The following is a 3,195-nucleotide window of genomic DNA, read 5'->3' as shown; positions in this document are numbered from 1 at the left end:
AGTACATTGAAAACTGAATATAATCCAAGAAAAAACCGAGAAACAATCAAAAGAGAAGAGATTGCCAAAGAGCGACCGAGAGAGTATCTTGAGTAAGGTCAAGTAAAGAAGGGCGCACGGTGAATGCCTAGGCACAATGAGGCGAAGAAGGACGTGACGAACCACGAAAGGCTTCGGGGAGCGGTAAGTACGCAATGATCCGGAGACATCCGAATGGGGGAACCCAATGCATGCAGATGCATTACCAGGCGGTGAATAGATAGCCGGCTGGGGCAAGACGCAGTGAACTGAAACATCTAAGTAGCTGCAGGAAGAGAAAGAAAAATCGATTTCCCTAGTAGCGGCGAGCGAAAAGGAAAGAGCCCAAACCAGATGATTTATCATTTGGGGTTGTAGGACTGCGACAAGGCAGCGCAAAGGATAGCAGAATTATCTGGGAAGGTAAGCCAGAGAGGGTGAGAGCCCCGTAAGCGAAATCCGGAGCGCGCTGAGCAGGATCCTGAGTAGGTCGGGACACGAGGAATCCCGATTGAAGCAGCGAGGACCATCTCGCAAGGCTAAATACTACATTGTGACCGATAGTGAACCAGTACCGTGAGGGAAAGGTGAAAAGAACCCCGGGAGGGGAGTGAAAGAGAACCTGAAACCGTGTGCCTACAAATAGTCAAAGCCCATTAAAGGGTGATGGCGTGCCTTTTGTAGAATGAACCGGCGAGTTACGTTAATTAGCGAGGTTAAGTCAGAAAAGACGGAGCCGGAGCGAAAGCGAGTCTGAAGAGGGCGGAGCAGTTAGTTGACGTAGACCCGAAACCAAGTGACCTACCCATGACCAGGTTGAAGGTGCGGTAAAGCGCACTGGAGGACCGAACCCACGTAAGTTAAAAATTGCGGGGATGAGTTGTGGGTAGCGGTGAAATTCCAAACGAACTTGGAGATAGCTGGTTCTCTCCGAAATAGCTTTAGGGCTAGCCTGGTGCCAGGACGATCATGGAGGTAGAGCACTGTTTGGACGAAGGGCCCGTCAGGGGTTACTGAATTCAGATAAACTGCGAATTCCAGAGATCGGGGCACTGGAGTCAGACTGCGAGTGATAAGATCCGTAGTCGAAAGGGAAACAGCCCAGATCACCAGTTAAGGTCCCCAAATCTATGCTAAGTGGAAAAGGATGTGGAGTTGCGTAGACAACTAGGATGTTGGCTCAGAAGCAGCCATCATTAAAAGAGTGCGTAATAGCTCACTAGTCGAGTGACGCTGCGCCGAAAATTTACCGGGGCTAAGCATAGTACCGAAACTGTGGATGTGCAGTAATGCACGTGGTAGGAGAGCGTTCTAAATGCGGTGAAGTTTAACTGTGAAGATAAATGGAGCGTTTAGAAGTGAGAATGCCGGTATGAGTAGCGCAAGATAGGTGAGAATCCTATCCGCCGAAAGACTAAGGTTTCCTGGGGCAGGCTCGTCCGCCCAGGGTAAGTCGGGACCTAAGGCAAGGCCGAAAGGCGTAGTCGATGGACAACAGGTAGAAATTCCTGTACTGCTTGTCTTCGTTAACAGCGAAGGAGGGACGCAGGAGGCAAAGGACGCATGGCGCTGGAAGCCATGTTCAAGCGTCAAGTGTGGTAATGAGTCAAATGCTTGTTACTGGTAAGCACAAGGCGTGATGAGGAGCGAAATCAAAGTAGCGAAGGTTCAAGCGTCACACTGCCAAGAAAAGCTTCTAGCAAGAAGACAGGCACCCGTACCGCAAACCGACACAGGTAGTCGAGTGGAGAACACTCAGGTGAGCGAGAGAACTCTCGTTAAGGAACTCGGCAAAATCGCCCCGTAACTTCGGGAGAAGGGGTGCTGGTGTAAGAGCCAGCCGCAGTGAATAGGCCCAAACAACTGTTTATCAAAAACACAGGTCTCTGCCAAGTCGTAAGACGACGTATAGGGGCTGACACCTGCCCGGTGCTGGAAGGTTAAGGAGAGCTGTTAGCGCAAGCGAAGCAGCGAACTGAAGCCCCAGTAAACGGCGGCCGTAACTATAACGGTCCTAAGGTAGCGAAATTCCTTGTCGGGTAAGTTCCGACCTGCACGAAAGGTGTAATGATTTGGGCACTGTCTCAACGAGAGACTCGGTGAAATTATAATACCCGTGAAGATGCGGGTTACCCGCGACAGGACGGAAAGACCCCATGGAGCTTTACTGCAATTTGATATTGGGCAGCTGTTAAACATGTACAGGATAGGTAGGAGCCAGAGAAGATAGCACGCCAGTGTTATCAGAGGCAATGTTGGGATACTACCCTTGTTTGATGGCTGCTCTAACCAGGGCCTCTAAGCGAGGCATGGGACAGTGTCAGACGGGCAGTTTGACTGGGGCGGTCGCCTCCTAAAGTGTAACGGAGGCGCCCAAAGGTTCCCTCAGAATGGTTGGAAATCATTCACAGAGTGCAAAGGTATAAGGGAGCTTGACTGCGAGAGCGACAACTCGAGCAGGGACGAAAGTCGGGCTTAGTGATCTGGTGGTACCGCATGGAAGGGCCATCACTCAACGGATAAAAGCTACCCTGGGGATAACAGGCTTATCTCCCCCAAGAGTTCACATCGACGGGGAGGTTTGGCACCTCGATGTCGGCTCGTCGCATCCTGGGGCTGAAGTCGGTCCCAAGGGTTGGGCTGTTCGCCCATTAAAGCGGCACGCGAGCTGGGTTCAGAACGTCGTGAGACAGTTCGGTCCCTATCCGTCGTGGGCGTAGGAAATTTGCGAGGAGCTGTCCTTAGTACGAGAGGACCGGGATGGACATACCGCTGGTGTACCAGTTGTCTTGCCAAAGGCATCGCTGGGTAGCTAAGTATGGCCGGGATAAGCGCTGAAAGCATCTAAGTGCGAAGCCCCCCTCAAGATGAGATTTCCCATACGCAAGTAGTAAGACACCTCAAAGACTAAGAGGTAGATAGGCTGGGAGTGGAAGAGCCGCGAGGCTTGGAGCGGACCAGTACTAATCAGTCGAGGACTTGACCAAAGCTTGAAGGCAATCAAGGTTTTTTTAGAGGATTATATTTAGTTTTGAGCGTAAAAGCTCACAAGGAAAAGTACGGTGGCAAGAGCAAGAAGGAAACACCTGTAACCATGCCGAACACAGCAGTTAAGCTTCTTCACGCCGAGAGTAGTTGGTGGGAGACTGCCTGCGAGGGTAGGACGCTGCCGTGCTT

General features: G+C 51.3%; 2 rRNA genes. Both read left to right on the top strand.

The features are described 5' to 3' along the window. Positions 1 to 96: 96 nt before the first annotated feature. Positions 97 to 3,005: ribosomal RNA gene (locus JF75_RS09925) — 23S ribosomal RNA — on the top strand. Positions 3,006 to 3,076: 71 nt separating this feature from the next. After that, positions 3,077 to 3,193, top strand: a 5S ribosomal RNA gene (gene rrf, locus JF75_RS09920). The last annotated feature ends 2 nt before the right edge of the window (positions 3,194 to 3,195 follow it).

Origin of the sequence: Lactobacillus kimbladii (genome assembly GCF_000970755.1) — a bacterium.
In the GTDB taxonomy this organism is placed as follows: domain Bacteria; phylum Bacillota; class Bacilli; order Lactobacillales; family Lactobacillaceae; genus Lactobacillus; species Lactobacillus kimbladii.
Note: the sequence above shows the minus strand (reverse complement) of the source record. Positions and strands in the feature narration are given on the sequence as shown.